22 protein-coding genes and 1 tRNA gene are annotated in these 26,467 nt (G+C 61.5%); 11 read left to right on the top strand and 12 right to left on the bottom strand.

The features are described from left to right. Positions 1-22: 22 nt before the first annotated feature. A complete protein-coding gene (locus HJB89_RS15040) occupies positions 23-1,156 on the bottom strand; it encodes a D-alanyl-D-alanine carboxypeptidase family protein (protein WP_221115526.1) in 1,134 nt (377 codons plus the stop codon). Positions 1,157-1,338: 182 nt separating this feature from the next. Here HJB89_RS15040 and HJB89_RS15035 point away from each other — a divergent pair, with 182 nt between their 5' ends. The 3 genes from HJB89_RS15035 to HJB89_RS15025 all read left to right on the top strand — a co-directional run bounded on the left by HJB89_RS15035 (position 1,339) and on the right by HJB89_RS15025 (position 3,140). Next, positions 1,339-2,502 (top strand): M20 aminoacylase family protein, encoded by a 1,164-nt coding sequence (locus HJB89_RS15035; RefSeq protein ID WP_207582025.1) that lies wholly within the window; start codon positions 1,339-1,341, stop codon positions 2,500-2,502. 53 nt (positions 2,503-2,555) lie between these two features. After that, positions 2,556-2,632: transfer RNA gene (locus tag HJB89_RS15030), tRNA-Arg, on the top strand. A gap of 217 nt (positions 2,633-2,849) precedes the next feature. After that, entirely contained in the window at positions 2,850-3,140 is a 291-nt protein-coding gene (locus HJB89_RS15025) for a hypothetical protein (protein ID WP_221150139.1), read from the top strand. 507 nt (positions 3,141-3,647) lie between these two features. On the opposite strand, the gene HJB89_RS15020 is transcribed toward HJB89_RS15025, so the two are convergent. Next, entirely contained in the window at positions 3,648-4,166 is a 519-nt protein-coding gene (locus tag HJB89_RS15020) for a DUF2937 family protein (protein WP_221115524.1), read from the bottom strand. A 246-nt stretch (positions 4,167-4,412) separates the two neighbouring features. On the opposite strand from HJB89_RS15020, the gene HJB89_RS15015 reads away from it, so the two are divergent. Beyond that, positions 4,413-4,679: a hypothetical protein gene (locus tag HJB89_RS15015; protein WP_221115523.1), complete on the top strand. Its 267-nt coding sequence runs from the start codon at positions 4,413-4,415 to the stop codon at positions 4,677-4,679. A gap of 144 nt (positions 4,680-4,823) precedes the next feature. Here the strand turns inward: HJB89_RS15015 and aac(6') are convergent, their stop codons facing one another. Next, on the bottom strand, positions 4,824-5,276 hold the full coding sequence (gene aac(6') / locus HJB89_RS15010; RefSeq protein ID WP_221150138.1) for an aminoglycoside 6'-N-acetyltransferase: 453 nt from the start codon (positions 5,274-5,276) through the stop codon (positions 4,824-4,826). Between the two features lie 260 nt (positions 5,277-5,536). On the opposite strand from aac(6'), the gene HJB89_RS15005 reads away from it, so the two are divergent. Beyond that, positions 5,537-5,689: a hypothetical protein gene (locus HJB89_RS15005; RefSeq protein WP_207582037.1), complete on the top strand. Its 153-nt coding sequence runs from the start codon at positions 5,537-5,539 to the stop codon at positions 5,687-5,689. Between the two features lie 46 nt (positions 5,690-5,735). On the opposite strand, the gene HJB89_RS15000 is transcribed toward HJB89_RS15005, so the two are convergent. Next, a complete protein-coding gene (locus HJB89_RS15000) occupies positions 5,736-6,026 on the bottom strand; it encodes a BON domain-containing protein (RefSeq protein WP_221131690.1) in 291 nt (96 codons plus the stop codon). Positions 6,027-6,115: 89 nt separating this feature from the next. Beyond that, positions 6,116-6,766, bottom strand: a complete 651-nt coding sequence (locus HJB89_RS14995; RefSeq protein WP_221115521.1) for a hypothetical protein — start codon at positions 6,764-6,766, stop codon at positions 6,116-6,118. Here HJB89_RS14995 and HJB89_RS14990 point away from each other — a divergent pair. Then, positions 6,765-6,905, top strand: a complete 141-nt coding sequence (locus HJB89_RS14990; RefSeq protein ID WP_221115520.1) for a hypothetical protein — start codon at positions 6,765-6,767, stop codon at positions 6,903-6,905. The two genes, HJB89_RS14995 and HJB89_RS14990, sit on opposite strands and share 2 nt — an antisense overlap. Before the next feature lie 243 nt (positions 6,906-7,148). Beyond that, positions 7,149-8,339: a 1-deoxy-D-xylulose-5-phosphate reductoisomerase gene (gene dxr / locus HJB89_RS14985; RefSeq protein WP_221150137.1), complete on the top strand. Its 1,191-nt coding sequence runs from the start codon at positions 7,149-7,151 to the stop codon at positions 8,337-8,339. Between the two features lie 128 nt (positions 8,340-8,467). Here dxr and HJB89_RS14980 read toward each other — a convergent pair whose 3' ends face one another. From HJB89_RS14980 to hemA, 7 genes are all read right to left on the bottom strand, one after another. Beyond that, entirely contained in the window at positions 8,468-9,553 is a 1,086-nt protein-coding gene (locus HJB89_RS14980) for an ABC transporter ATP-binding protein (protein WP_221150136.1), read from the bottom strand. An 11-nt stretch (positions 9,554-9,564) separates the two neighbouring features. Continuing rightward, complete coding sequence (locus HJB89_RS14975) at positions 9,565-11,487, bottom strand: glycoside hydrolase family 127 protein (RefSeq protein WP_221150135.1); 1,923 nt, start codon at positions 11,485-11,487, stop codon at positions 9,565-9,567. Positions 11,488-11,506: 19 nt separating this feature from the next. Then, a complete protein-coding gene (locus HJB89_RS14970) occupies positions 11,507-12,370 on the bottom strand; it encodes a carbohydrate ABC transporter permease (RefSeq protein WP_221115516.1) in 864 nt (287 codons plus the stop codon). Next, on the bottom strand, positions 12,367-13,284 hold the full coding sequence (locus tag HJB89_RS14965; protein WP_221150133.1) for a carbohydrate ABC transporter permease: 918 nt from the start codon (positions 13,282-13,284) through the stop codon (positions 12,367-12,369). The genes HJB89_RS14970 and HJB89_RS14965 overlap by 4 nt, the downstream gene beginning before the upstream one ends. Before the next feature lie 75 nt (positions 13,285-13,359). Beyond that, positions 13,360-14,598, bottom strand: coding sequence for a sugar ABC transporter substrate-binding protein (locus tag HJB89_RS14960; RefSeq protein ID WP_207582045.1), 1,239 nt, complete (start codon positions 14,596-14,598; stop codon positions 13,360-13,362). Positions 14,599-14,638: 40 nt separating this feature from the next. Next, positions 14,639-15,616 (bottom strand): LacI family DNA-binding transcriptional regulator, encoded by a 978-nt coding sequence (locus HJB89_RS14955; protein ID WP_207584390.1) that lies wholly within the window; start codon positions 15,614-15,616, stop codon positions 14,639-14,641. A gap of 359 nt (positions 15,617-15,975) precedes the next feature. Then, positions 15,976-17,190, bottom strand: coding sequence for a 5-aminolevulinate synthase (hemA, locus tag HJB89_RS14950; protein ID WP_207584391.1), 1,215 nt, complete (start codon positions 17,188-17,190; stop codon positions 15,976-15,978). 130 nt (positions 17,191-17,320) lie between these two features. Between hemA and HJB89_RS14945 the strand changes: the two genes are divergently transcribed. From HJB89_RS14945 to HJB89_RS14930, 4 genes are all read left to right on the top strand, one after another. Continuing rightward, a complete protein-coding gene (locus HJB89_RS14945; protein ID WP_221131686.1) occupies positions 17,321-17,518 on the top strand; it encodes a hypothetical protein in 198 nt (65 codons plus the stop codon). Then, on the top strand, positions 17,515-17,772 hold the full coding sequence (locus tag HJB89_RS14940) for a YMGG-like glycine zipper-containing protein (protein WP_007632613.1): 258 nt from the start codon (positions 17,515-17,517) through the stop codon (positions 17,770-17,772). Before HJB89_RS14945 ends, HJB89_RS14940 begins: the two co-directional genes overlap by 4 nt. A gap of 170 nt (positions 17,773-17,942) precedes the next feature. Beyond that, on the top strand, positions 17,943-19,871 hold the full coding sequence (locus tag HJB89_RS14935; protein WP_221140185.1) for an autotransporter assembly complex family protein: 1,929 nt from the start codon (positions 17,943-17,945) through the stop codon (positions 19,869-19,871). A 167-nt stretch (positions 19,872-20,038) separates the two neighbouring features. After that, complete coding sequence (locus HJB89_RS14930) at positions 20,039-26,461, top strand: translocation/assembly module TamB domain-containing protein (protein ID WP_221140219.1); 6,423 nt, start codon at positions 20,039-20,041, stop codon at positions 26,459-26,461. Positions 26,462-26,467 lie beyond the last annotated feature (6 nt).

The raw sequence follows: 26,467 nt of genomic DNA, 5'->3' as shown, positions 1-26,467 counted from the left end.
CGTTTTACCTTGAAAACCTATCTTAGAAAGATGTCGGGCGCGGCATCGGCACCGGCACGTTGGCGATGCCTCCCGCCGTATCGCCAGTCGCCACCTTTTCCGGCTGCTGAGCCGGCTGCGGATCCTGGCCGGGAATGAGGCCGGCAAAGACAAAGCGCGGATCGTGATCCATTTCCAGGATATAGGGCGACTGCACCCGCATACGGCCGACCTCGTCGCGCGTTTCGCTGCGCACCTTGGCGCCCTTGGCGCTGCAGATATCGGCGGTAATGTCGGAAACCTGGTCTTGTCCCGCGCCGTAAGGCTTCAGCGAACCCAGCGTATCGTTGCCGGGAAACGGCGTGGTGAAACCCTTCTGCAAAAGGTTCGCCGTCGCATCGGCGCGCGCTGCGAGACTGTCGGTGCCGAGCACGACCGAGACGAGCGTATGGCCGTTGCGCGTCGCCGAACCGATCTGGTTGAAGCCCGAGGCGCAGATGAAGCCTGTCTTCATGCCGTCGGCGCCGGCGAAGCGGCCGATCAGCATGTTGAGGCTCGGCACGTTCTGCTGGCCGTTGGTGAAACCCTCAAGCGCGAAATACCCGGCATATTGCGGAAAATCGCGGCGCAGCGCCACGGTCAGTACCGCAAGGTCGCGCGCCGTCGTATACTGCCCTTTGCCGGGCAAGCCGTTCGGATTGACGAAATGCGAATCCGTCATGCCGAGCTTCAGCGCCTCGCCGTTCATCCGCGTCACGAAGGCTTCCTGGGTGCCGCCGACCGCTTCGGCGACCGCGACGGCAATGTCGTTGGCCGATTTCACCATCAGGATCTTCAGAGCGCTGTCGAGCGTCAGCTTCTGGCCCGGCTTGAAATACATCTTGGCGGCCGGCTGCGCGGCGGCGCGCTTGCTCATGACCACGGGCGTATCGAGGCTGATCTGGCCGGCGCGGATCGCGTCGAACACGGTATAGACGGTCATCAGCTTGGTCAGCGAGGCCGGATACCACTTGCGGAAGGCTTCTTCATGCTCGAGCACGCGGCCGGTCTGCACATCGACGAGAATATGCGGATTGGCCTGAGCAAGCGGAATGGAGGCAAGAAAACCGGCAGTCGCGGCGACCACGAAACTCAACGGCCGCAAAGCGGCAAACAAACGGAAGTGGCTCGTCGACACGGTTCGTCCTTCGGATATTCGGAAAATCTCGAAACCTTCACCTATTTATCCTATATGGCTATGACATGGCAAAGGTCATTGACTAAGTAATTTCCACAGCCTCATACGCAGCCTCACACCCCGGGCTCACACCCTCGTGATGCGATGAAAGATTGTCGGGATTTCATAACAGGAACGCGAATATGCCGATTTTGAACAGAGCCGCGGAATTGCAGGACGAAGTCGCCGAATGGCGCCGCCACATCCACGCCCGGCCCGAACTGCTTTTCGCGGTGGAAAACACGGCCGCCTTCGTCGCCGAAAAACTCAAGGAATTCGGCGTTGACGAGATCGTCACCGGCATCGGCCGCACCGGCGTCGTCGGCCTGATCAGGGGCAAGGGCGAAGGCCGCCGCACCGTCGGCCTGCGCGCCGACATGGACGCCCTGCCGCTGACCGAAATATCAGGCAAGCCCTGGGCTTCGAAGACGCCGGGCAAGATGCATGCCTGCGGCCATGACGGCCACACCGCCATGCTGCTCGGCGCCGCAAAGTACCTGGCCGAGACCCGCAATTTCAACGGCAATATCGCCGTCATCTTCCAGCCCGCCGAAGAAGGCGGCGGCGGCGGCAACCTGATGGTCAAGGACGGCATGATGGAGCGCTTCGGCATCGAAGAGGTTTACGGCATGCACAATCTGCCGGGCCTGCCGGTGGGACAGTTCGCCACGCGCAAGGGCGCGATCATGGCGGCGACCGACGAATTCACCGTCACCATCAAGGGCCGCGGCGGCCACGCCGCCCAGCCGCACCGGACGATCGACCCGATCGCCATTAGCGCCCAGATCGTCGCCAACCTGCAGATGATCGCCTCGCGCACCGCCGATCCGATCAGCTCGGTCGTCGTCTCGGTCACCAAGTTCAATGCCGGTTTCGCCCATAACGTCATACCGAACGATGCGACCTTCGCCGGCACGGTGCGCACGCTGGACGCCGAAGTACGCACGCTGGCCGAGACGCGGTTCCGGCAGATCGTCGAGGGCCTGGCCGCAGCCCACGGCGCCGAGGCCGAAATCAGCTTCCACCGCAACTACCCCGTCACTGTCAACCATCCTGACGAGACCGAACATGCGGTCGCCACCGCCACTTCAATCGCCGGCGAGGGCAACGTCAACGCCGAGATCGACCCGATGATGGGCGGCGAGGATTTCTCCTACATGCTGAACGCCCGCCCCGGCGCCTTCATCTTCATCGGCAACGGCGACAGCGCCGGCCTGCATAACCCGGCCTACGACTTCAACGACGAAGCCATCGCCCACGGCATCTCCTACTGGGTCCGCCTCGCCGAACAGCGCCTCGGCGTCTGACAACAATTAAGGCTTGGCTTCCCGCCAAGCCTTTTGTATGCATGGCATTCAGTGGTCCCGTAGCTCAGCAGGATAGAGCACCAGATTCCTAATCTGGGGGTCACGCGTTCGAATCGCGTCGGGATCACCATCTTGTCAATGACTTAACTAAAAGACCGTTGCTGCGTGTCACTGCCATTCTTCTCCGTTGCCAGCGATCCCACAGGAAAACGACGAATCCATGCAACACGGTGCGAGAACAGCATGGCTTATGCGTAAGCTGTAGTTCTAGAAGAGAACGGATCAAACACACAAAACCGACGCGGCTTCGGCACCTGAGAACGTGATATTTTCACAAAGGAAGTCGGATGGAATTTCGTCTCGTATTTGATGGTGACCTCCGTCCCCGAAAACGATCAAACCTTGAAGACATCCATCGAATCCGGATGGCGATTCATCCTCAAGTAGCGGCGTTGTTGCAGCATGAGCCGCTTTGTCACCTTCCGGAATGGCAAGGCGAGAAGAAACCAGGCAATCTAAGCGCTCAAACCGCGATCGATGAACAAGTCTTCATTGCGATTGCCTCAGAAGGCCTATTCATCCACGCCGAATTAGATATCCTCCTACTGCGCGCTCAGCCGCCGGGTATGCTCGTGTAAAACCTTGGAGATATAGATAATCGCATCAAGACACTTTTCGATGGCCTAAGAGTGCCAACCAAAAGTGAAGTGAACAACTTGAGAACAAGCGGCGTTACGATGCCCGAGAGAATTTTCTGCCTTATGGAAGACGACAATCTGATCAGCAAACTCAGTGTTTCTACCGATCGTCTACTCGGAGAGTTGAACGATGCTAATCGAACACTTGCGATCATAAATGTGAAGCTTCGTCCGACACGCGTGACCATGGATAACTTAGGCTTGATCGCATGACGGGGACTGACTTCACTGAGACTGCATCGGGTCAAATTTTGGCGGGCGCACACTCTATCTGAGCGCTGCGACAGAATCGCGATAATCAAGCCCGTAGTCTGACCTATCGGCACTGCTGCAGCCGCCTACTATCACAGTGCCTAGATATGCTCTGCGGTAATTGGTCTATCGCCAGCACGCGGCTAGTGCGAAAACCGTTCGATCTTCGGCGCGCCGCATTTACCGCCGCTTGGTTCAGGGCACCTGGCGATCGACCCTCCCCGTCCTCACCACCCGCCGCGTGCCCAGCCCCAACAGCGCGGCCACCATCCAGCCGCCGATAAAACCGATCGCACCCCAAACAAGGCCGGCGAAACTGACGGGCACACCCGGCACGAAATCCCGCCAGGTATTGGCGAAAACGACATCATCCGGCTCGCCCAACAGCACGAAGGGCTTGGCGACGGGGGCGGCGGTGCCGAGTTTCAGCTGCTGCGACAGCAGCGTTTCGTAGCGCGCAATCGTGCTTTGCATCGAGACGCCGCGGTCGCGCAGGAAATCGTCGGAGGATTGTGCATAGGTGTTCAGCGCCTGCTGTCGGTCGAGGTGGTGTGCGGCTGCCTGTCTGTTGAAATCCTCGACGATGATGCGCAATTCGTCGATCGCCCCGCCGATCCGCTGGCGGTATTGCTGGGCAAATTCCGGCGCCTGCGAAAAGACCGTGCCGCCGGCAAGCCCGGCGACGATGGCGATGATCCTGGCGATTGGTCCCATTCTCGATGCCTCCGGCTCTCCTCAGCGCCAACGCGCGTCGCGATCTTTCAGATACGCTGGTCGCGCTTTAGTTCTTTGTTTTACGCATGTCGTTATCGCAAAACCGCGGACACTTTTGCGCGACATGCTTTAACGATCCGCGGCCGCAAAGGTTTCTCTTCGACACAATCGGTAACGCTATGTGATTGAACCGAGAGCGCTTCCGGCGAGTTGCTCCCGTGACCAACTCAGAAAGAAAGACTTGTCATGAAACAGATTATCCTTGCCTGCACACTCGCCGCCGCATCCATTTTTTCCGCCATGCCGTCCCAGGCGGCCAGCGTCACCATCACCACGGATGACGCACGGCCCTACTATCGCCATGCCGAACGGCCCCACTATCGTTATGCGGAACGGCCCTATTATCGGGAGCACGTGAGGCCGCGCCACGTGTCCCGCGATTGCTTCACCAAGACGGAAAAAATTCGCCGTCACGGCCATACGGTCATCGAGGAAACCCGGGTCTGCCGATAGGCGATTCAAGCACGAAGCCCGGCTGATCAGCCCAGCCCCTAACGGAAATGTGGAATACTTTCTGTAGCAAATATCTGTCGCGAAACTCCAACTTTTGCGAGTGAGTTTCGCGACAAACCATCCTCGTGGAAGGGCAACACCGGCCTATAGTGGCTTTCGGAAGAACACGACGCGCTGAGTCTCCTCAAATCCCAAAGCGGCATGGAGCGCATGGCTGGCCGAATTCTCAAGCGGCGCGTCAGAGCCGAACTCGACACACCCAAGCGACTTCCCCCAATCGGCAACGGCATTGCACAGCAATCGTGCGATACCCTTTCGCCTGTCGACGGGCCGGACATAAATCCCTTCGAGGAATAGAACGGGCGAGCTGCTGCATCCATTCACATAATCATGTCGTAACGTGGCCTCAGCAAACCCGACGGCTTCATTCGCAGCATTTCGAGCGATGAACGCGACGGCTTCTCCACTTTCTGAAAGAAACGCCCGGCCCAACTCAGCTCGATGATCGTCAAGCGAGTGATGCGACCATAGCGCAACGCGAAGCTGCGCCCATGGCTCAACATCTTTTATAGTCCCAATCTCGATAGTCGATTCCATATTGCGGCTGCCTTCTTGTCGCAAAAATCCCAATTAACGCGACAGTTTGGGACAGGTGTGTGCGCAGAATGCTTCACGAAGATATTTCCGGCAAGATGAACCGCCCCAAACACCCATGCCACAGGGATTCGGCACCAGTATCTACTTGGATTCCACATTTCGGTTAGGGGCTGGGCTGATTAGCCGGGCTTTTTATTTGATCTCTCGATGCGGAACTTCGCCATATCAGCCGCGTTATTCGCCAAAAGGGAGTGAGTGTCATGCGTATCAAGATGAGTCTTTTGGCAATCGCCTATGTCGCCGTCAGCGCCGTGCTGCTTGCCATCGCCTATCACCCGCACGGGTCGGTTGCCCTGCAGAAGACCGATCGTATGGCCGGTTCGTCCTTCCTCGTCGAGCGCTTCGCCGGTTGATCGGCTGAGCGCTCATTGAGAGAGGACGACGCGAAAGCGCTCCCCGTCAATGCCGATCATTGATCGGAGGTCCGCCGAGCAGGATCCGGTTCTGCACCGAATGCACACCTTCGACGGCCTTGGCAACCACGGTCGCCCGTTCGATCTCGCCGACCGTGCCGACGGTGCCGGTCAGCACGATCTGGTCGTTCTCCATCGTCACTTCAACATCGGCCGCATCGATGCCCCCGGCAATCGCCAGCGCATTGGCGACGGCCGCTTCGACCGATGCGCGATTGGAAATTTCCGCTTCCATCTCGGGCTCGAGCCCGTGAAATGTCTGCTCCTTGAAAACCATGATCCGTTCCTCCTTAAAGCCAGGGCGTCGATCCCGGGCGTCAAACCTGCGGAGGAAACGCCCGTCGGCCGGATTTGGTTGCAGCGCCGCTACCAGTTGAGGCGATAGCGCAGATTGACGCTGCCGGCCTCGCTCGCCGAAAACGGATTGTTGACCGAGGCATCGAGATTGAGGTTCGGCAGGATCGCCTGGTTGACGGCAACCGTGCTCGAAAAGTCGCCGCTGGCATTGCTGACGCCTGCGCCCGCCGAAAGCGACGTTCCCGTCCAGGGATGGATCAGCTTCAGCGCCTGCGAGGCCGTCACCGAGGCTTGTTTGATATCGACCGCGTCATATTGGACACTGATGGATCGGCTCGATTGCATGTCGAGCGAGTCCGACAGGATCCAGCTGCGTGAGCGGCTGAGCGTCAGCGCGCCGCTGCCGCGCAGCGTATCGACGTTGATGCTTGCGCCCCGCTGTGATTGGCCTGCCGGCGTAACGCTGGTCCTGTCGATCCGGCCCCAGAGCATCGCCTGTCCGGAATCGGGCAGCGGCGCCCCGCCTTTGGTCGACGCCAGGCCAATATCGGCACCGGCGCTGGTTTCCCATTCCGCCGGCAGACGAAAACCCATCGTCGCCTTGTAGGACCGGTCGGAGAGTTTGGCCGGCGACCAGATCAGCAGATCATCCGCCCTCGTCGCAGTGGCGAGCGAGGTTACGATGGCAAAAACAATGCACGCTATTTTGAATGTCGTCATGAAGTCCGAACGTTTCCAGACATGGCGCCGCAGCGCCGAAACCGACGCAGCAACGCGTATGAATGCGCTCGCAGCGAACGCGATGAAGGATTGCGGCCAAGCCGCCTATCCCGGTTTCATCCTCGATTTTAATGTTTGACCGGAAAGGCCAGCGGCACCTCAGTGCCTGTGCTTCTTGGGACGCCTCGGCGCCCCGAATTGACCATGCGGCCGTGAACGGCGCGACGGAATTTCGATTCCGCCAGCAACGCTACAAGGATCACACCCAGCCGCCGCTCTGTAAACCCCTTGAGGGATGAAATCTGCTGCACCGCACACTTGCCGCCCCCTCCAAAGCCTAGTAGAGCCTCAGCCTACGAGAGAAACTTTCGCGAAATTGCATATGATGACCGGCAAAACCGCGCCGCGGCGCCTCAGCATCTTCGGATCGACCGGCTCGATCGGCCAAAACACCCTCAATGTCGTCGATCACCTGGGCGGGCGGGAGAATTTCGAAATCTCCGTACTAACAGGCAACGGCAATGTCGAATTGCTGGCCCGGCAGGCGAAATCATCCGGCGCGCTGATGGCGGTGACGGCAAACGACCGGCATTACGAATCACTGAAGAGCGCACTTTCGGGCAGCGGCGTTGCCGTCGCGGGCGGAAAATCCGGCCTGATGGAAGCCGCAGACCGTGAAGCCGACTGGGTGATGGCGGCCATCGTCGGCACGGCGGGGCTGGCACCGACCCTTGCCGCCGCACGCCGCGGCGCCGATATCGCCCTTGCCAACAAGGAATGCCTGGTCTCGGCCGGCGATCTCTTCCTGGCAACGATCCGGGAAGGCGGCGGCAGGCTGCTTCCCGTCGACAGCGAGCACAATGCGATTTTCCAGGTGCTGGAAGAAAACCAGCGCCACGCCGTCGAGCGCGTCATTCTGACGGCCTCCGGCGGCCCCTTCCGCACCGCCTCGCGCCAGGAGATGGCCGGCGTGACGGTGGAAACCGCACGCGCCCACCCGAACTGGTCGATGGGATTGAAGATCTCGATCGACAGCGCCTCGATGTTCAACAAGGCGCTGGAGATGATCGAAGCCCGGCATCTCTTCAGCCTGAAGCCCGAACAGATCGAAGTCATCTTCCATCCGCAATCGATCATCCATTCGATGGTCGGTTATACCGACGGATCGGTGCTGGCCCAGCTCGGCGCCCCCGATATGCGCACGGCCATCGGTTATGCCTTGGCCTTTCCGCGCCGGCCGAACCTGCCGATCGAGCGGCTGGATTTCGCCAAGCTCGCCAGGCTGGATTTCGAGGCGCCGGATGAGCTGCGGTTTCCGGCATTGCGGCTGGCGCGCCTGGCGATGACGCGCGGCGGCGTTCAGGGCGCGGTGCTGAACGGCGCCAAGGAAGTGGCGCTCGAAGCCTTCATCGAAGGGCGGCTGTCCTTCCTTGCCATGGCCGAGATCACCGAGAGGGTGATGGACGACCTGGCCGGCCTGCTGCCGGCAGCCGATATGGACGATGTCTTCGCCGCCGACAGGCAGGCGCGGCAGCGGGCGTCGGAGCTGATGACCCTCGCGGTCGCCGGCTAAAGCGCGTCGCGATCTTTCAGATTCGCTCCTTGCGCTTTAGCTCTTTGTTTTTACGCATGTCGTTGCCGCAAAAGCGCTTCGCGCTTTGCCTGGGAAAACCGCAGCACACTTTTCGGCATCATGCTCTGTTACCGCAGCCGGTTGCCACCCTCATCGAACAATCGGCAATCCGACCGCTCGAACAGCAGGCTGACCTGCTCGCCCGCCGCAATGCTGATCGGCGAGCGATGCTCGACGGTGAGCGACTGACCATCGGCAAGCTGGCAATAGAGATATTGCGTTCCGCCGAGATACTCCGAAAAATCCACCTTGGCCGTCAGACTGCCCGCCAGGTCCGACGCCACCGTCAGATGTTCCGGCCGCAGGCCGAGCGTCACCGCCGCACCCACCGGCCTGTCTGCCGGCGGCAGGCCGCTTTCGATCTGCTTGCCGGCGACTTCGACCAGGCTTCCCTCGCCCCAGCGGGCATTCAAGAGGTTCATCCGGGGCGAGCCGATGAAGCCCGCCACGAAAGTATTGGCGGGGTTCTCGTAGATTTCCCGTGGCGTTCCGGCCTGTTCGACGCGGCCGTCGCGCAGCACGACGATCTTGTCGGCGAGCGTCATCGCCTCGGTCTGGTCGTGCGTGACATAGATCATCGTATTGCCGAGCTCGCGGTGCAGGCGGGCAATCTCGATGCGCATCGAAACCCTGAGTTCCGCATCGAGATTGGACAGCGGCTCGTCGAACAGGAAGACATCGGGCTTGCGCACGATCGCCCGGCCGATCGCCACACGCTGACGCTGGCCGCCGGAAAGCTGCCCGGGCCGCCGGTCGAGAAGATGGTCGATCTTCAGGATGGCCGAGGCTGCCTTGACGCGCGTCTCGATCTCGGCCGCATTGGTACGCGCCATCTTCAGCCCGAAAGCCAGATTGTCGCGCACGCTCATATGCGGGTAGAGCGCATAGGACTGGAAGACCATGGCGATACCGCGCTCGGACGGATCGAGATCGGTGACGTTGCGTCCCTTGATCTCGACCTCGCCGTCGGTGACATCTTCCAGGCCGGCGATCATCCGAAGCAGCGTCGATTTTCCACAGCCCGACGGGCCGACGAAGACGACGAATTCACCTTCTTCGATCGTCAGGTCGATCCCATGGACCACCGGCAGATTGCCATAGCTTTTTCGCACGTCCTGGAGCACGACGCTCTTGTTTGCCATACCGTTCGTCATCCCCAAACGACCTACTTGTCCGACTGGACCCAGACGAGCATCTCTCCCGGCCCGCGGTTGTCCCAGAGATGATAGGGCACGAAACGCGCGGTGGCGACCTGCCTTTCCGCCGGCGCCTGGCGATAGAGCGGTGTTCCCCAGTTCCGCGTCTCCTCGCGCTCGACCTTGAGATCAAGGGCGACGGCATCGTTGAGATCCCTAAGCACGACGGTTTCGGCGGCCGGGAGCTCGCGGGGCAGGATGATGGCGTTGAGATCTTCGCCATTGTCGGTCGTTTCGACGCAATAGACCAGCGGGCCGCGCATCAAGGCGACGCGGCCGGCATCCTGGCGCACCTTCGGATTGGCATATTGCGGGCGAAGTGCCAGCGGCAGATAGAGATCGATACGATCGCCGTCGGCCCATTGGCGGTCGATCCTGGCATATCCGTCGCGGATATTGGCGTCGAGATCGAGCACTGCTCCATTGACGCTGAGAGTGGCACCCTCCGCCCAGTCCGGAATGCGCAGCGACAGCGCGAATGTCGCCGGCGTCTGCAGCCTGGTGGTAAACGTCACCGCGCCGTCCCAGGGATAGTTGGTGGTCTGCTCAAGTTGCCCTTCAGCGCCGTTAGCAAGCTTCAGCCGTGCGGTGCTTTCGCCGTAGAGATGCACGGCGATTTCATCGTCGGCGACGGCATACATATACGAGCCGATCGAGGTCACCAGCCGGGCAATATTCGGCGGGCAGCAGGGGCAATGGTGCCATTTCCAGCGATGGTGTTTACCGGCACTTTCGAGCGGATTGTCGTAGAAGAAGGTCTTGCCGTCGGTCGATAGTCCTGGCAATGCGCCGTTATAAAGCGCCTGTTCCATGATGTCGGCATAGCGTCGGTCCGGGCCGCGCCCGAGCATGCGGCTTGCCCAGAACACCAGGCCGACCGAGGCGCAGGTTTCCGCGTAAGCCGTGGCGTTCGGCAGGTCATAATAATCGGTGAAACCTTCATTCGAGGCCGCCGGGCCGATGCCGCCGGTGATGTACATCTGCTTGGTGGTCAGATCGTCCCACAGTGTTTCCAGCGCCGCCGTCAGGCTGTCGTCCTTATATTCGGTGGCGATATCGGCCATGCCGGAATAGAGGTACATGGCGCGCACGGCGTGGCCGACGACCTTGGTCTGCTCGCGCACCGGCTGGTGCGCCTGCGCATATTCATAGGTCTTCTGATGATAGTCGGACAGGCTGCGGCCATCTTTTGCCGCCTCGGCCGTGAAGAAATGCGGCTCGGTGCCGCGCTCGTCGATGAAGAATTTCGACAGTTCGAGATATTTCTTTTCGCCGGTGACGCGGGCAAGCTTGACCAGCGCAAGCTCAACTTCCTCATGGCCGCAATAGCCGGGGAACTGGCCTTCACCATGGCCGAACATCGTGATCATATAATCGGCAAAGCGGCACATGATGTCGAGCAGCTTGCGTTTGCCGGTCGCCTGATAATAGGCGACCGCGGCTTCCATCAGGTGGCCGGCGCAATAAAGCTCGTGATGGTCGCGCAGGTTGGTCCAGCGGCGGGCGGGCTCGACACGCTGGAACCAGGCGTTGAGATAACCGTCCTTGTCCTGCAGCCTTTCATACATGTCGATGATCTCGTCGGCGCGCGCTTCCAGCTTCGGGTTCGGGCGGCGATAGAGCGAATAGGCGATGGTCTCGATCGACTTGCCGAGATCGGAATCCCAGAACATCTGCGTCGTCCCGCCCCAGGGCTGAATGGGAATGACGACGCCGGGGCTCGGCTGGGAGACATCGATCGCCGTCAGCATGCCGGCCTCGACGCAGCGGTCGAGTAGGGTCTCGGCGGTGGAATTGCAGACGGCGTCCTGCCATTTGCCCCAGAAGCCGCCGAGCTCCACATCGGGAACGGCGACGGGACGAAACTGGCGGTCGTTGCTTGATTTGGTCATGGGCTCGATTTTCCCTCAGTTATTTCACCGCGCCGGCCATCAGCCCGCGCATGTAGTAGCGTTGCAGGAGCAGGAAGACGATCAGGCAAGGGATCGTCATGACGACGACACCGGCCTGGACCGCTCCCCAGTTGATGGCGCCGAGCCGTCCGGCGCGAACCGCCGTCATCAGCACCGGCAGGGTGTATTTCTCATTGCTGGAGAGCAGCACCAGGGCTGCCAGAAACTCGTTCCAGGCATTGAGGAAGGCAAAGATCGCCACCGTCGCCACACCGGGAAGCACCAGCGGCAGCAGAACGCGGACCAAGAGCCTCAGGTCACGCGCGCCATCGATGCGTGCTGCCTCCTCGATCTCCTTCGGCACCGCATCGAAGGCGTTGCGCATCATGAAAACCGAGAAGGGCAGCTGCAGCGTCACATAGACCAGCGTCAGCCCGAGCAGCGAATTGTTGAGGCCGAGTTTTGCCAGGATGATAAAGAGCGGCGTCAGGATCGACTGGAACGGGATCATCAAAGTGGTGATGATCAGCACGAAGAGCGCATTCTTCAGCGGGAACCGATAGCGCGAGAAGCCATAGCCGGCGAGCAGGCTGACGCCGACGGTGAGCACCACGGTGGCGACCGAGACGAACAGCGAATTGATCATGTGCTGCCAGATGCCGGCGCCGAACGTATCGAGCAGCGCGTAGGAATCGATGCTGACACCGGATGTCGGCCACGGCGGCAGGGGCGGCAGGCTGGCCTCCGTGCCATGCCGGAAGGAGGACAACAGCGTGATCACGAAAGGCGCCAGGAAGAAGATCGAGATGGCGATGCCGGTGAGATGATAGGCCGACTTCACGCGGAAGGCTTTGCGCGCCCGGCGTTCTCGTGAGGTGATCATGGACGCTCCTCCCCGACACGCAGCAGCCAGAGCTGCACGATGCTGATGGCGACGAGGATGGCGAGCAGCACGATCGACAGCGCTGCGCCATAACCGAGATTGAACGACACGAAGGACTGATTGAAGATGTAGTAGACCACCGAGATCATCTTGTTCTGCGGTCCGCCCGAGGTCATGATGTAGAACTGATCGAAGGCGAGAATCGAGCCGGTGACGGAAACGATCAGCGCCAGCGCGATCGTCTTGCGCATCAACGGCAGCGTCAGATGCCGGAAACGCTGCCAGCGGCCGGCGCCGTCGATACGGGCGGCCTCCGTCAGCTCGGACGGAATGGCCTGCAGCCCCGTCAGAAGAATGATCATGGTGAAGCCGGCGATCTTCCAGACGACCATCACCACGATCGTCAGAAAGGCGGTGTCGAAGGTCGCCAGCAGATTGGGGCTCTTTTCGACCAGGCCGAGCGCCTTCAGGGCCGGGCCGATGAAGCCGCTATCGACATTGGCAAGCCACACCCAGAGCAGCGAGGCGGTGGCGAGGCCGACGACAACCGGCAGGAAGATCACCGTGCGATAGGCGCTAACGAACTGCCGTTCCTTCTCGACGAAGATCGCCAGCGGAAAGGCGACGGCGAAGATGGCGACGGTGACGATGAGCGTATAATAGGCGGTGAAATAGAGCGCCGTCATGAATCGGGTGTCGTTGACCATGCGGTAATAGTTGTTGAAGCCGATCCAGCGCGATGCCCCCATCAGCGGCCAGTTGTGCAGGCTCATCCATCCGGTGAAGAGCACCGGCATGAGGAAGAAAACGATGACCAGCGCCATGGCCGGCGCGATATAGGCAAGGCCGCGCCAGTTCGATTGGCGTCGTCGCCGGCGCCGGGGCAATAGGATCTCTGGACCGGAACCGGTCATCGAAACGCTCCGCATCTGTCGGTTGGGATTTGGCCGGGAAGCTGCCACCGCTCCCCGGCCGCGGCCGGGAGAGAGTTATTGGCCGCTATCGATGATCGATTGCATTTCCGACTGGGCGCTCGAAAACGCGCCGTCGACATCGTCGCCGAAGATCGCGGCGTTGGTGAAGCTCGCCCACGGCCCGTTGGCGCTGTTGATCAGGTCGTTGAACTGCAGCGTATAGGGGGTCTTGGCCACACTGATCGCTTTGAGGCCGACCTGCATGCGCGGGTCGAGACCTTGCAGCACCTTGTCGGCGATATCGCCGCGTGTCGGCAGGCTGCCGTACTTTGCCATGATCTTCTGGCCGTCCTCCGAATAGACATATTCGAGGAAGCCCTTCACCGCGTCGATCTTCTTCGTGCCCTTGGTGATGACGAAATTGTCGCCGCCGGCAAAGGACGACGGCTTGCCATCGACGCCCGGAATGAGGGTCACGCCGAAATTGATATCGGGATGCTCGGTCACCAGCGTGCCGATGGCAAAGGCGCCGAGGGTCTGCTGGCCGATCTTGCCATTGGTGAAGGTCAGGAAATTGGCGCCGGTGTCGCTGGCGGCACCCGCCGGCACCAGGTCCTTCTTGATCATGTTGCGGTAGATATCGACGGCCTTACGCATCTGCGGCGTATCGAGCGTTGCCTTTTTGCTGTCGGCCGACAGGATATCGGCGCCCGCACCCCAGGTGAGCGGCGTGAAGGTGAAGATCATGCAGCCGCCGCAGCCGCCGCCGGAGAAATAGAAGCCGTAGGTATCGTCACCGAGCGCCCGGATCTTCTCGGCGTTGGCGGTGATTTCATCCCAGTTGGCCGGCGCCTTTTCCGGGTCGAGACCGGCTTTCTTGTAGAGATCCTTGTTCCAGGCAAAGACCGATGTCTCCACCGAAAGCGGCAGGCCGTAAATCTTGTCCTGATAGGTGCCGAGGCGGACATGCGACGGCGACAGCGAGTTGAAATAGGGCAGCGATTTTGCCCAGTCCGTCAGGTCCTCCAGCTGGCCGGCGGCAGCAAAGGCAGGATTATAGATCAGATCCATCGACAGCGCGTCCGGCGCCTGTCCGCCGGCAATCGCCGTCGCATATTTCTGCACCAGTTCGGAGAACGGCACCTCGGTCATCACGACCTTGTTCTCATGGCCGGAATTATAGGCTTCGACGACTTTCTTGAAGGCGTCGCCGATGCCGGATCGAACCCACATTTCGACATTTTCAGCCGCCGACGCAGCCGAAAACAGACATAGACTGGCGATGCTGGTCGCCGCCAAAAGACGCTTGATCATGACACTCCTCCCGATATGGCGCATCTCCCTGCGCCTTTGCTCATTCCCTCGAGGTCTTACCCCCGCATGACTGCCGGACGATCAGCCGGCACGGCAATTTCCGCACGCCCGGCTCGACCGGCCGTCCTTCCGCAAGCGCCAACACCGTCAATCCGGCCTGCCGCCCGAGCTCCTTCAACTCCATATCCACCGTCGTCAGCGGCGGCCGGGTCTGGGCCGCGACAATCTCCCAATTGTCGAAGCCGATCACCGAGACATCCTGCGGCACCTTGACGCCGCGCTCGCGCAGCGCATCGGCGGCACCACGGGCAATCTGGTCATTGCCGCAGAACAGTGCGTCGGGCTTTTCTCCCGGCCTCTGCCAAAGCTGCTCCACCGCCTCATGGCCCCAGCTTTCCGACCAGACGCCGTAGAGCACCGGCTCGCGGTGGCCTGCCACCGCATGGTAGGCGCCGGCCCGCTCGCGCACCGAAAAGAACTCTTCCGGCCCGGTGATATGCGCAATCCGCCGCCGCCCGACCTTGGCCAGCCATTCCACCGCCAGTCTCGCGCCCTGTTCGTCGTCCGAACGGAAGGTAACGCTGTTCTGCGTCCCCTCGGTGAAGGCGTAGACGACAGGCACATGCAAGTTCGACAGATCGACAGGCAGACGCCTGTCCAGCCGCTTTCCCGTGGCGATGATGCCATCGACCTGCTTGTCGAGCATCGCATCGACATGGATCTGGGCGAGCGCCGGATCGTCCTCGATGGCGCAGAGGAAAACCGAAACCCCATGATCGACCAGAGCGTCCGAAATACCCGCCATCACAGGCAGGGTGAAACGGCCGTAGGTGTCGTTGGTCAAGAGCCCGATAGTGAAGCTGCGTTTGCTGAGAAGCCCTCTCGCCAGCGCATTCGGCCGATAGCCGATTTCGCCGGCGATCCGCTTCACCCGCTCGCGCGTTTCCGCGCCCATCCGGCCGGTGTCATTGAGCGCCTTCGACGCCGTCGAAATGCTCACCCCGGCAGCCGAGGCCACCTCATGGATGGTGATCCTGCCTCTTTTTCCTCCCGCTATGTTCAGAGTTTCCTCCTTCTGAAGTGGCTTGAGAAAAGCTTTTACCAACTGCTGTGTCAAGTGAGAAAAGGTTTTCTCACGCAAACCGGGAGATCCGGATCAGGGAAAGACCGTGCACGGATAAGTGCAAACGCAAAGGAGGATCCGAGCGCATCGATCGAACCGATGGTGATATATCGTGGTCTTGAGACCTAAGCAGCGCGAGTGAAATTCCAGGCGGGCGCAGGGAAGTTGCAGGGGCGCCCTTGCGGAAACAGGACGATCGCAGTCAGGACCTCCAATGGGAGGTCCTGAACTATGACGGAGCGATCATCGAAAAATCAGGCGACGTGCCTTGCCAGCGCGCAGCGCGACCAGAGCGAATGCAGCGCCTCGACCAGATGGGCGATATCGGCGTCGGAATGCAGCGGCGTCGGGGTGATGCGTAGCCGCTCGGTCTTCTTCGGCACGGTGGGATAGTTGATCGGCTGGACATAGACGCCGCAATTGTCGAGCAACAGGTCGGAGATCCACTTGCACTTGGCCGCATCGCCGACCAGCACCGGCACGATATGGCTCGGATTGGGCACATGCGGAATGCCGCGCTGATCGAGCAGCGCCCTGAGCTTGCGGACCCGGTCCTGATGGCGGGCGCGCTCGAACTGGCTGACCTTCAGGTGCTGGATCGAGGCGACCGCACCGGCGGCAAGCGCCGGCGGCAGCGCCGTGGTGAAGATGAAGCCCGAGGCAAACGAGCGGATGAAATCGCAAAGGGCTGCCGACGCGGCGATATAGCCGCCCATCACCCCGAAAGCCTTGCCGAGCGTGCCCTCGATCACCGTCAGCCGGTCCATCAGCCCCTCGCGCTCGGCTATGCCGCCGCCGCGCGGGCCGTACATGCCGACCGCATGCACTTCGTCGAGATAGGTCATCGCGCCGTATTTGTCGGCGAGGTCGCAGATTTCCTTGATCGGGGCGATATCGCCATCCATCGAATAGACGCTTTCGAAGGCAATCAGCTTCGGCGCCTTCGGATCGGCGGCCTTAAGCCTGGCTTCGAGATCGGCGACGTCATTGTGCTTCCAGATCACCTTGTCGCACTTGGCATGACGGATGCCCTCGATCATCGAGGCATGGTTCAGCGCGTCGGAGAAGATGATCAGGCCGGGAATTTTGGCGCCGAGCGTGCCGAGTGCCGCCCAGTTGGACACATAGCCCGAGGTGAAGATCAGTGCCGATTCCTTGGCGTGCAGATCGGCAAGTTCACGTTCGAGCATGACGTGATAGTGGGTGGTGCCAGAAATATTCCGGGTGCCTCCCGCACCCGCGCCACAGTGGTCGATGGCGCTTTTCATCGCCTCGATCACCTTCGGGTTCTGGCCCATGCCGAGATAATCGTTGGAGCACCAGACCGTGACTTCTTTTTCGCCATCGGCCGTATGGCGCGTCGCGCGCGGGAAATTACCGCGGTGGCGCTCGAGATCGGCAAAAACGCGGTAGCGGCCCTCGGCATGCAGCCCGTCTAGCTCGTTTTTGAAAAACGCTTCGAAATCCATCTTATGCTCCAGTATCGCGCGGCCGTTCTTGCCGACCGGACGTCCGCGCGTCAATGCTTACCCTTTGCTTTACCATCAACTGCGGCAAATGGCCCAGTTTTTTGAATGATTCCAGATAAAAAATCTGCATGTGGCGATCAATGAAATTGATCCGGCAGACCCGGCAGAGTTTGCCGATCGCCGCAAGCACGACGACGGCCGGTATCGCAAAAAAATCGGCGCGCCGGTGGACAACCCTTTCTTCCGACATAGTTTTCGGTCTAGCCTGAGAAAAATAAAAGGGACGACCTTTGCCCGTTGGGCAACAACCTCGGAGAAAAAAAGATGAAGAAAGCTGTCATACTCGCATTGGTCGGACTGTCGATCGCAAGCTGCACGCCGACCCAACAGGGCGCCGGCATCGGCGCTGCCTCAGGCGCCGTCATCGGCGGTGTAGTCACCGGCAATGTTCGTGGCGCTGCGGTCGGCGCCGCTATCGGCGGCGTATCCGGCGCGCTGATCGGCAGCGTCGCCGAACAGCCCGGCCAGTGCTACTATCGCGACCGCTACGGCCGCCGCTACATTGATAGCTGCCCGCGCTGAGAACCCCTTACAAACCGTCACATTCAGGAAATCCCGGACACACCTCCGGGATTTTTTGTACTAAATTAGAGCGCGGGCAATTTAAAATGGTACACCCCGCGCGTTTTTGTCGCTAAGCTGTTCACGGCTGGGCAACGAAGCTTCATTGTAGACGTAACCAAAAGCGGCGTATGCGGATTAGAGGGACAAGCCCGAAAACAGGTACTGCGTATCGGCGAACAGGCACCATGATGGTGGTCGCAGCGGCAGCTGCGTTCTCACCGGTCCTGATCGGCGACGCTTACGCCTTCAAGCTTTTCGGCATCACCATCTTCGGCAAGGACGAAGACGAAGGTCAACAGGTGCCCGATCCGGTGCGCTACCATGTCGACCTGAAGGCCGATACCGCCGATCCCGACCTGAAAGAAGCGCTGCAAAACAGTTCCCGTCTTGTCGGTGACCAGAAGCAGCCGGTTTCGGGCGATCTCGGCGTCGTCGTCAAGGCCCGCGACGACCGTGAGCGGCTGATCGCCACCCTGTATGAAAAAGCCCGTTATGGCGGCGTGGTGACGATCACCATCGACGGCAAGAATATCGACGACCTGCCGCCCAACCCGACATTCGACCGGTCCGCGCCGGTCCCGGTCACCGTCGACATTGCGCCCGGCCCGATCTTCAAGGTCAGGGAGGTGCAGTTCGGCGGCGATGCCGCAAACCACAATCCCGCCGATTACGATCTGGCTCCGGGCGCTCAGGCCGGCTCGCTTGCCATCATCAAGGCCGGCGACAAGATCGTCGAGCAGTTGAAGAGCGAGGGCCGGCCGTTTGCCAAGCTGACCGAACGCAAGGTCGTCGCCGATCACAACAGCGATACCGTCGATATCGTGCTTGCGGCCGAAGGTGGCCCGGTCGCCCCGATCGGCGATGTCGGCATCACCGGCGAGAAGACCGTCAAGCCAGGTTTCATCCAGCGTTATTCCCGGCTCGACAAGGGCGAAGCCTATTCCCCGGAGACGCTGAAGAAAGCCGGCGAGCGGCTTCGCGCCCTCGGCGTCTTTTCAAGCGTCACCATTCATGAAGCCGATGCGCTGGCGCCGGATGGCACCTTGCCGATGACGATCGAGGTCTCCGAAGGCAAGCGGCGCTATTTCGGCGTCGGCGCCCAATATTCGACCACCGACGGCTTCGGCGTTCAGGGCTATTGGGGCCACCGCAATCTGTTCGGCGAAGCCGAAACGCTGCGGATCGAGGGCTCGGTCTCGCGGCTTGGCGAAACCACGGATGTCGGCAACCTCGACTATTCCGCCGGTATCCTTTTCACCAAGCCCGGCGCTTTCTTCCCGGCCGCGACGCTGAAGGCCGGCATCGTTGCCAAGACCGAAAATCCGGATGCCTATAATGCAACGCTCGTCACCGCCTCGCTCGGCCTGTCTTACGAGCTGACCGACCGGGACACGATCTCGGCGAGCGGCGAGGTCAGCTGGGAACGCGACGACGACGCCTTCGGCACCAACGACTATCTGACCTTCACCCTGCCGCTGCAATATGACCGCGACGCACGCGACGACAAGTTCAACCCGACCGAGGGCTATCGCGCGACATTTTCGGCTAAGCCCGGTTACGAGATCTTCAACGCCACGCCCTATGCGGCATTCCAGGGCTCGATCTCCGGCTATCTGCCGTTCGGCGCCGAGGACGGCGTGGTGCTGGCCGGCAAGGTCGCCGCCGGTGTCCTGATCGGCGGCGGCGGCATCGAGAACATTCCCGCCACGCAGCGCTTCTTTGCCGGCGGCGGCGGCTCGGTGCGCGGATACAGCTATCAGGAAATCTCGCCCTATAACGACAATGGCGATCCGACCGGCGGCCGCTCCTATGTGACCGGTTCGCTGGAGGCCCGCATCAAGATCACCGATACGATCGGCATCGTGCCTTTCATCGATGTCGGCACGGTATCGGACAGCACCTTTCCCGGCTTTTCCGATATCCGCGCCGGCGCCGGCGCCGGGATACGATATGCGACGCCTTTCGGCCCGCTGCGGCTTGATTTTGCCATGCCGTTGAACAAGTACGAAGATGGCACAGATTATGGAATCTACGCCGGCATCGGCCAATCCTTCTAGAACAGGATGATTTTAGGCCCGGTCGGCCCAAAATCTGAATCCTGTTCTACATTAAAGAGTTAGAGCATGATGTCGTCCGAAAACCGCTCACACTTTTCGGCATCATGCTCTAGAATTGCCGATTCCGATTTGTGAGCCATCATGAAAACGGGGTAGTGTCCGCGCCGATGCAAACGCTGGCAAAAATCGTCAACTGGATCCTACGGCTCACCGCCTATGGCGTGGGCGCGTTCTTGATTCTTGCCGTCATGGCACTTGCGATCTTCGGCTTCACCGCCTTTGGCGCCCGCATCGTCACCGAAAAGATAGCCTCCACGCTTTCCAACCGGGACATGACGATTACCGTGCGTGAACCGCAAGGCCTTTTGACCGGCGGGCTTCGCGCCGCAGAGATCTCGATCTCCGACACCAGAGGCGTGTTTGCGGAAATTCATGGCATCGCGATCGACTGGAATCCGCTGGCGCTGCTGACTGGAACCTTCCATGCCAAACGTTTCGAAATCGAAACGATCGACGTGCTGCGCGAGCCGGTGCGCACCCTGCCCTCGCGGCCCGGAGCAGAAAATGCCGGCGGTTTCAGCCTCCCGATCAAGGTCGACATCGACCGCGTCGCGCTGCCCGACATCAAACTGGCCGCACCCTTTGCCGGGCGCGCTTTTGCGCTTGCTGCCGAAGGCAGTCTTTCAGCGAACGGCGATGGCGGCGAGGCGGTCGTCAATGTCAGCCGTCATGACGTCCCGGATGCGCGGCTCGCCGCCGACATCGCCTATGCGCCAGCCGAAAACCGGCTGCGGCTGAAGGCGCAGCTGTCTGAACCTAAGGGTGGGCTGCTGGCGGGCTTTCTTGGCCTGCCTGATGATCCTGCCGTCAACATCGATCTCGACGGCCAAGGACCGATATCCGACTGGAAAGGCAAATTGCAGGCGGCCCTCGACGGACAGCAGCGCGCCGCAATCGAAGGCCGGCATCAGATCAGCGCAGACGGACTGCACCATCTCGACCTCAAGGGCGGCGGCGACCTGAGCTCGCTGCTTCCCTCGGCTTTCCGGCCGCTTTTTGCCGGCCAGACCAATATCGATCTTGCCACCACCTTCGACAACCACGGCAAGATCGATATCCAGACCGGCAATATCGCCACCGGCAGCGTCGTCATCGCCGCCTCAGGCACCCTCGATCCGGCCGGCAACAACAGCCTGAACGCCAATCTGCTCGGCACGTCGGGGCCTGTCGATTTCCGCTGGCCGCTCGCCGAAGGCGAAGCGCGTTTCCTGATATCGGGCCTCAACCTGGGCCTGACCGGCGATGCGCAGGCGGCCCGGTTGAATGTCAGCGGCTCGCTCGATACCGCAACCTTGCCTCAGGCCGATATCGGCAATGTCAAGCTGACGGCAAAAAGCGACGCCTTCAATCTCGCCGCCCGTTCCGGCAGCATCCAGCTGCGCCTCGTTGCCGGCGACGCGACCTTTGCAGAGCCGAACCTCAATCGCGCCGTCCAGGGCCCGGTCACGATCGCCTCGCCTCTGCAGATAACGCCCGGCAGCATCGGCTTCAACGGCACCACCGTCGAAAGCGCCAATATCAACGGCAGCCTCAACGGCTCCTATCGGCTGACGGACCAAGTGCTGACCGGCAACGCCAAGCTCACCATCGCACCGACAGCCCTGCCGGCTGCGGTGACGGCCAGGTTCGACGGACCGATCTCGCTCGAAAGCCAGGTCGTCGGCACCATCCCGTCGAAATTCGCGTTGTCCAACCTCGTGCTCAAGTCCGGCACGCTTGAGGCCGCCGGCAGCGTGGTGCTCGACGGCTCGATGTTGAATGCCGATCTCTCCGGCCGGCTGCCTGACGTCGGCAAGCTGATCCCCGGCGCCATCGGTGGAGCGGCTTATGCGTTGAGAGTTGGCGGTGAGCTTCCCACAATCTCCGTGACGGCCAATCTCAAGGCCGCCAGCCTGCATATGGCCGACCGCACGCTCGGCAATCTCAATATCGACCTGTCGGGTGTCGCCGATCCCAAGGCGCCGCAGGGCAGGATCGCCGCCACCGGCACGATCGACGGCCAGCCGATCGGCATCAACGGCGACATCAGTTCGCAGGACGGCAGCATTATCCTTCCGGCGCTGACCGCCGATATCGGCGGCAACCGGCTGACCGGCAATGTCGAATTCTCGCCCTCCCTGGAGCCGACAGGCGCACTGACCTTCGATTTCCCCAATATCGGCCTGCTCGCCGCACTCGGCGGACAGAAGGCCGACGGCGACCTCAAGGGTTCGCTCGGCGTCACGAGCAACAGTGGCAAGATCGCGCTCAAGCTGCTGGCGACCGGCGCCTCGATCCGCCGCGATACGCTTGCTATCGTCAAGCCGGATATCGACGTCACGGTCAGCGATCTCAGCGCCCTTGCGGTAAACGGCACGGTCAAGGCCGACGAGGTGAATGCCGGGTCGAACAGGCTTGCCGGCCTTTCGCTCGGCTTTACCAAGCAGCAGAACCATACCGATTTCGATCTCAATGCCGCCTATGACGGCAATCCGGTGCTGGCGGCCGGCAATATCGAGGCGGCAGGCGGCACGATCGGCGTAAACCTCGATCGCTTCTCGGCCAGCCCGCGCAATATCCCGGTCGAACTCGCGGCACCGACACAGGTCGCAATCGTCGGCGGCACCGCCAATCTGAACGGGCTGACGCTGAAGACCGGCACCGGCTCGGTGAGCGTCACCGGTTCGGCCGGCGAGACGCTGAAGCTTGATGCCGACATCCACGAACTGCCGGCAGCGCTTGCCAACGGTTTCGTGCCGAACCTTTCGGCCGGCGGCACGATTTCCGGAACGATTGCAGTGACGGGAACGCCGGCCGCACCTGTTGCCGACTTCAAGCTCGACTGGAAGGATGCGACGACCGGCCAGACCAAGGGGGCCGGGATCGGGCCGCTCGGCATCACCGCCGGCGGAAAATTCGCCGACAACAAACTCGGTTTCGACACCGCAGTCGCGGGAGATGACGGCCTTTCGCTGAAGGCCGCCGGCAATGTCGCACTCGCCGACCCGAAGGCGCCGGTCCTGGACGTCGACGCCGATATCGTCAATCTGCCGGCCCGCATCGCCAATGGTTTCGTTCCCGATCTGGCCGCCGAAGGCACGATTACCGGAAAGGTCTCGGCCGCCGGCCTCCTCAATGCGCCGACCGCCAATTTCGATCTCGATTGGAAAGATGCTGCGACCAGCCAGTCGAAACGCGCCGGTCTTGCCGATCTCGCGATGAAGGCTTCAGGAAAATTCGCCGACAACAAACTCGACTTCGACGCGGCGATATCAGGCGCCGACAAGCTGTCGGTAAACGCAACCGGCAATCTCGCCATGACAGGCACGACGATCGGCAACGTCAAGCTCGATGCCGCGCTGGCGAATGTCCCGGCAGCGATCGCCAATAGCTTCGTCGCCGATCTCGCCGCCGAAGGCATGATCTCGGGAAAGCTCTCGGCCGCAGGTTCGCTTGCCGCCCCGACCGCCAATTTCGACCTTGATTGGAAAGGTGCTGCAACGAGCCACACCAAGCGTGCCGGCATTGCGGCCCTTGGCGTCACCGCATCCGGAAAATTCGCCGACAACAAGCTGGATTTCAACGCGGCAGCAAGCGGCGCCGACAGCCTCTCGCTCAGGGCAAACGGCAATGTCGCCATCACAGGCACGACGATCGGTAACGTCAACGTCGACGCCGCACTGGCCAATGTCCCGGCCGGCATCGCCAACGGCTTCGTCGCCGATCTTGCAGCGGAAGGCGCCATTACCGGAACGGTCTCGGCCACCGGATCCCTTTCCGCTCCGGCCGCCGATTTCGACCTCAATTGGAAAAACGCCGCGACCAGCCACACGAAACACGCCGGCCTTGCCAGCCTCGACGTGACCGCATCGGGAAAATTCGCCGAAAACAAGCTGGATTTCGATACGGCAGTTAGCGGCGATAATGGCCTGTCGCTGAAGGCCGCAGGCAATGTCGCGCTTGCCGGCACGGCGATCGACAGCCTCAAGCTCGACGCCGCGATCGCCAAGGTTCCGGCCGCTCTCGCCAACGCCTTCGTTCCGGATCTCGAAGCAGGCGGCACGATCTCAGGCACGATATCCGCCGCCGGGACTCCTGCAGCACCGAATGCCGACTTCAAGCTCGACTGGACCGATGCCGCAACCCGGCAGACGAAGAGCGCTCATCTCTCCGGCCTGGCGCTGACCGCATCGGGACACTTTGCCGACGACAAGCTCGATTTCGATGCCGATCTCGGCGGCAAGGATGGCCTCTCGCTGAAAGCCACCGGCAATGTCGCCATGTCGGGCACGTCGATCCGCAACCTCGACGTCAAGGCCGACCTTGCCAACCTGCCGGCAGCCCTTGCCAACGACTTCGTCCCCGGTCTCGCCGCTGAGGGAACGGTGTCCGGAACGGCATCCGCCTCCGGCGCGCTGCCCAAACCCGCCGTCGATTTCAGGCTCGACTGGAAGAACGCCGCAACCGCTCAGACCAGAAGCAGCGGCCTTTCCGGCCTGAGTGCCGCGGCATCCGGAAAATACGCCAATGACAGGGTCGACTTCGATGCCAACCTCGCCGGCAAAGACGGGGTGTTGGCCAAGGCGACAGGCGGTGTCACGATCGCGGGAACAGCGATCCGGGATCTTTCGATCAATGCCGATATTCCGGCGCTGCCAGCCAATATCGCCAATGCATTCGTTCCAGGTCTCGGCGCCGATGGCACGCTTTCGGCGAGCGCCGTCACGTCGGGAACGCCGGCAAATCCGATCGTTGATTTCAAGCTCGACTGGAAGGATGCCGCGACCAGCCACACCAAGGCTGCCGGCCTTTCCCGCCTGGCGCTGACGGCAACGGGAAAATACGCCGGTGACCGGCTCGATTTCGATGCCGCCCTCAACGGCAGCGGCGGCATTGCGCTTAAGGCCGCCGGCAATCTCGCCATTGCAGGCACGACGATCCAGTCGATCGACGTCACGGCCAACGCTGCCGATCTTCCGGCTGCCATTGCCAACGGCTTTGTTCCGGGCCTTGCAGCCGAGGGCGCGGTCTCGGCGACGGTCAAGGCCACCGGCGCGCTATCGGCGCCCTCAGTCGATTTCAAGGTCGACTGGAAGAACGCCGCGACGAGCCAGACAAAAGGCGCCGGCCTTTCGCCATTCACCATCGGTGCATCCGGCAAACTTGCCGGAAACAAGCTGACGGTCGACACCAGCCTTGCCGGCGACGCCGGCATGTCGCTGAAGGGTGGCGGCAGTGTTGTGATCACAGGCAATCGCGCCATCGACATGCGCTTCAACGGCAATCTTCCTTTCGCCGTGCTCGGCGCGCCGCTGGCGCAACAGGGCCTCGTCGCCGACGGCGTCGCCACCGTCAATCTGCAGGTTGGCGGAACGGCGGCCGCACCCGTCATCAACGGCACCGTCTCGACATCAGGCGCAAAGCTCGTCGACGTCCGGCGCAATCTCGCCGTCAACAATCTGGCGGCAACCGTGAGCTTCAACGGCAGCCAGGCCGTGATCTCGCGCCTCAGCGGCAACGTTGGCGGCGGCGGCACGATTTCGGCAAGCGGCACCATCGGCATCCAGCCGGCCGGTGGCTTTCCCGCCGACATTTCGATCAAACTCGACAAGGCGGTCTATGTCGACGGAACGCTCGTCGTCTCCACGGTTAACGGCACGATCGCCCTGCGCGGGCCGATGATGAATTCGACGCTGAGCGGCAAGCTTCGTCTGGACAAGACCTCGATCACCATCCCAGAAAAATTGCCGACCTCGCTCAGTGAAATCGATATCCGGCATAAGAATGCGCCGCGGGCGGTGCTTGCGCAGCTGCGCGACGACGGCGAGCGGAAACCCGGCGAAAAATCCTCGACGATCACCCTCGATCTCGAAATCGACGCGCCCTCGCATATTTTCGTGCGCGGCCGCGGCATCGATGCCGAGCTCGGCGGCGGTGTGACGATCCGCGGAACGGCGGCAGCGCCGATCGTGACCGGCGGCTTCACCATGCGCCGCGGTCGCTTGACCATTCTCAACCGCCGCCTGGATTTCACCGACAAGAGCCGGATCACCTTTGCCGGCAACTTGACGCCGGCGCTCGATATGGAAGCAACCTCCGCTTCCGGCTCGACGACGCTGACCGTCGACGTGGCTGGCCTTGCCACCGACCCCGCGATCACCTTTTCCTCCTCGCCACAGCTGCCGCAGGACGAGGTGCTGGCGCAGCTGATCTTTGGCCAGTCGATGTCAAAGCTCTCGCCGGTGCAGATCGCCCAGCTCGCCGACGCCGTCAGCCAGCTGGCTGGCAACCGCTCCAACTCGCTTTTCGAAGGCCTGCGCAACCAGCTCGGCGTCGACGATCTCGACATCAGCACCGATTCCAAGGGCCAGACCAGCGTCAGCGTCGGCCGCTATCTCAACGACCGCACCTATTTCGAATTGCAGCAGGGCGGCTCGGCCGGCGCCAAGGCGATAATCAACCTCGATGTCGGCCGCGGCGTCAAACTGCGCGGCGCTGCCGGCGGCAATGGTGCGGGAGAAGCGGGCATCGTCTACGAACGGGAATATTGAGCCGGC

Origin of the sequence: Rhizobium sp. NZLR8, assembly GCF_019685025.1 — a bacterium.
Taxonomy (GTDB): Bacteria; Pseudomonadota; Alphaproteobacteria; order Rhizobiales; family Rhizobiaceae; genus Rhizobium.
This window is presented reverse-complemented; position numbering and strand designations above follow the sequence as displayed.